The organism is Catenibacterium sp. CAG:290 (genome assembly GCF_000437715.1).
Lineage (GTDB): Bacteria > Bacillota_I > Bacilli_A > Erysipelotrichales > Coprobacillaceae > Catenibacterium > Catenibacterium mitsuoka_A.
Genome location: NZ_FR898759.1, coordinates 1 through 2,961, shown reverse-complemented (window position 1 = coordinate 2,961; position 2,961 = coordinate 1). Strand labels below are relative to the sequence as shown.

At 34.1% G+C, this 2,961-nt stretch carries 2 protein-coding genes; both read right to left on the bottom strand.

The features are described 5' to 3' along the window. Window positions 1-129 precede the first annotated feature (129 nt). Window positions 130-1,542, bottom strand: a complete 1,413-nt coding sequence (locus QVO42_RS00265) for a glycoside hydrolase family 1 protein (protein ID WP_022424197.1) — start codon at window positions 1,540-1,542, stop codon at window positions 130-132. Window positions 1,543-1,674: 132 nt separating this feature from the next. Continuing rightward, on the bottom strand, window positions 1,675-2,880 hold the full coding sequence (gene hflX, locus QVO42_RS00260) for a GTPase HflX (protein ID WP_022424196.1): 1,206 nt from the start codon (window positions 2,878-2,880) through the stop codon (window positions 1,675-1,677). Between the last annotated feature and the right edge of the window lie 81 nt (window positions 2,881-2,961).

Genomic DNA, 2,961 nt, shown 5'->3' with positions numbered 1-2,961 from the left:
TTTCTCTATCAGATGCATTAACGGCATTCATCCCCCACCTATATTCTATATTGAGGTGGGGGTTCTGCTGGTTTTTTAGATAAACTCACATAAAAAAAGACCATGCATTTCGCATGGTCTAAGCAAGTATTAGTCTAAATCAGCACCGTTAGATTCGAATACTTTCTTGATATAATTATAAGATTTCTTTGGAATACGTTTCATATCTCTTAAATCTTTATTTGTTCTATTAACATAAACAAATCCATAACGCTTATCCATATTACACATACTAGCTAGGATATCGATTGGTCCCCAAGTAATATAACCTAAGCAGTCTACACCATCTTCAAACATTGCGTTTTCCATTTCACGAATATGGTCTCTATGATAGTTGATACGATAATCATCTTCAATTGTACGACCTTCAGCAAGCATCTTGTCTACTTCTTCCTGAGTCATATCTTCACGCCATCCAATACCATTTTCAAGTACGAATACTGGTAAACCTGTTCTATGATGTAAATCATTTAAAGTCCATCTGAATCCAACTGGATCGATTTCCCAATGCCATTCATTGGCTTCACAATGAGGATTCTGAATCTGCTGTTCATTCACACAGTCACAAGCTGGTCTTTCATAATCAAAGATACCAGTCTTAACTGTATTAGAACGATAATAAGAGAATGCGATATAGTCTACAGTATACTTTAATAGTTCTTCATCGCCTTCTTCAAATGTAGGCATCCATCCACGATTTTCTAAGTAAGCATTCCAGTAATCAGGATATTTACCCTGAGCAAATGTATCAACAAGATAACCATTTAATAAGTTATAAGCCTGAGTTGCAAATAAATTATTTTCTGGGCTGTTGTCATATGCATAAATATTAGTGATTGCACCCATACCACAGAACTTAGCATCTGGCTGCATTTCTCTTAAAGCACGTACTGCTTTACAATGAGCCATCATAACATTGTGGTTTACCTGATATAAATGTTTAGGAAGACTTACACCTTCAGGAATTTCTTCAGCGTTAGAAACTCTTAACATCATTGAATGAAGGTTCTGTTCATTGAATGACATCCAATGTTTCACTCTATCACCAAATCTTTCAATACAAACTTTTGCATATCTTTCAAAACAGTCTACAACATATCTTGAAGCAAAACCATTGTAGTTCTTTACAAGATGATAAGGCATATCGAAATGTACTAAAGTGATCATTGGTTCAATACCTGCAGCAAGTAGCTTATCAATTAAATCACTGTAGAACTTTACACCTTCTTCGTTTACTGGTTCATCTAATGTACCATTAGGAATGATACGGCTCCAGCAGATTGAGAAACGATAGAAGTTGAATCCCATACCTTTCATTAATGCGATGTCTTCATCATAACGAGTGTATTCATCAATTGCATCGTTCCAGTCAGAGAATTCAGGGTTCATAGGTCTTACGTCATAGATACAAACACCCTTTCCACCTTCATTTCTGTGTCCTTCAGTCTGGAATGATGATACTGAACCACCCCAGTAAAAATCTTTTGGCATTTTTCTTTCCATTTTATGTGTCTCCTTTATCTTATGAATACATTCTATCAATCACGCCTTATATATGTAAACTGTTTCAAGGCTGATTATTATAACGTTTCATAAAATATACAAAAAATGATCAATTAATGAAACTCCGTTTCATTAATTTAAAAGGATATACATAAGATAGTCTTTAATATCCTGTCTTTTAGCTTCTATCTGTAAATAGATATAATCATCACGATAGTCAACCTGTTCCACATAGGTATTCTCATAAAGATACTTGAAATCTTCTCCCTTATCATAAGGAATACCTAATTGGAAAGTTTCATAATCCTTAAAGAGGATATGGCTTATTTCATCTTCTAACAAGTCTAAACCAATCTTTTCCTTTGCAGATATAAAAACATAAGGAGTGACAGGATGTACATAACCATACTTATTTAAATCAACCTTGTTGTACACATAGATCATAGGTGTATTTTCAACCCCTAATTCTTCTAATACCTTATTGGTTGTATCAACCTGTAATTGATAATCTTCAAAACTTGAATCAACAACATGGAGTAATAAATCTGCTTCTTTCACTTCTTCTAAAGTGGAACGAAATGCCTGAATCAGATTGTGTGGTAAACGTTCAATAAAACCAACTGTATCAGTAAGCAAGCATGTATGATTCTTAATCTTGATATTTCTAGTAGAAGTCTGTAATGTTGCAAATAACATATCCTTCTCAAATACCTTTTTTTCTTTATTCTGACATAAGGTATTGAGTAAAGTAGACTTTCCACTATTTGTATAACCGACCAAAGCAATCACAGGAACATTATTACGTTTGCGTCTTTCTCTTTGTGTTTGTCTTTGTTTTACAATCTGTGCCAGTTCTTTTCTAGAACGGGACAACTTTCTAGAGATGATACGACGATCTAACTCAATCTGTTTTTCACCAGATCCTCTAAACCCAGAACCACCTTGCTGATGTGACATATGTTCCTGCATTCCTGCAAGTCTAGGTAATAAATATTGGTCTCTAGCAATTTCTACCTGTAATTTTGCTTCTTTTGTCTGTGCACGCTGTTCAAATATACGAAGAATTAAATCTGTACGATCTGTTACTTCTGTTTGTAATTGATCAGTAAGGTTCTTTACCTGTAATGGCGATAGTTCATCATCAAAGATAACCATTTCTCCATCTAATCTTAATCTGATTTCTTCTATTTTACCTTTACCAATATAAGTGGCAGGATTAATTTTTTCTAATTTCTGAATAACAACATCTTCTACTTCAATATCACATGCAATACATAATGATTTGAGTTCATCTATGTAGAAGGGATTGTCCGATGTCATAACTAATATAGCTTTCATTGATACTCTTATTCTACTTAATAAAGAAGAATTCCTTTCTTTGGACTCGTGTCTATTCTGACTACTCCCACGGGCAAGCCC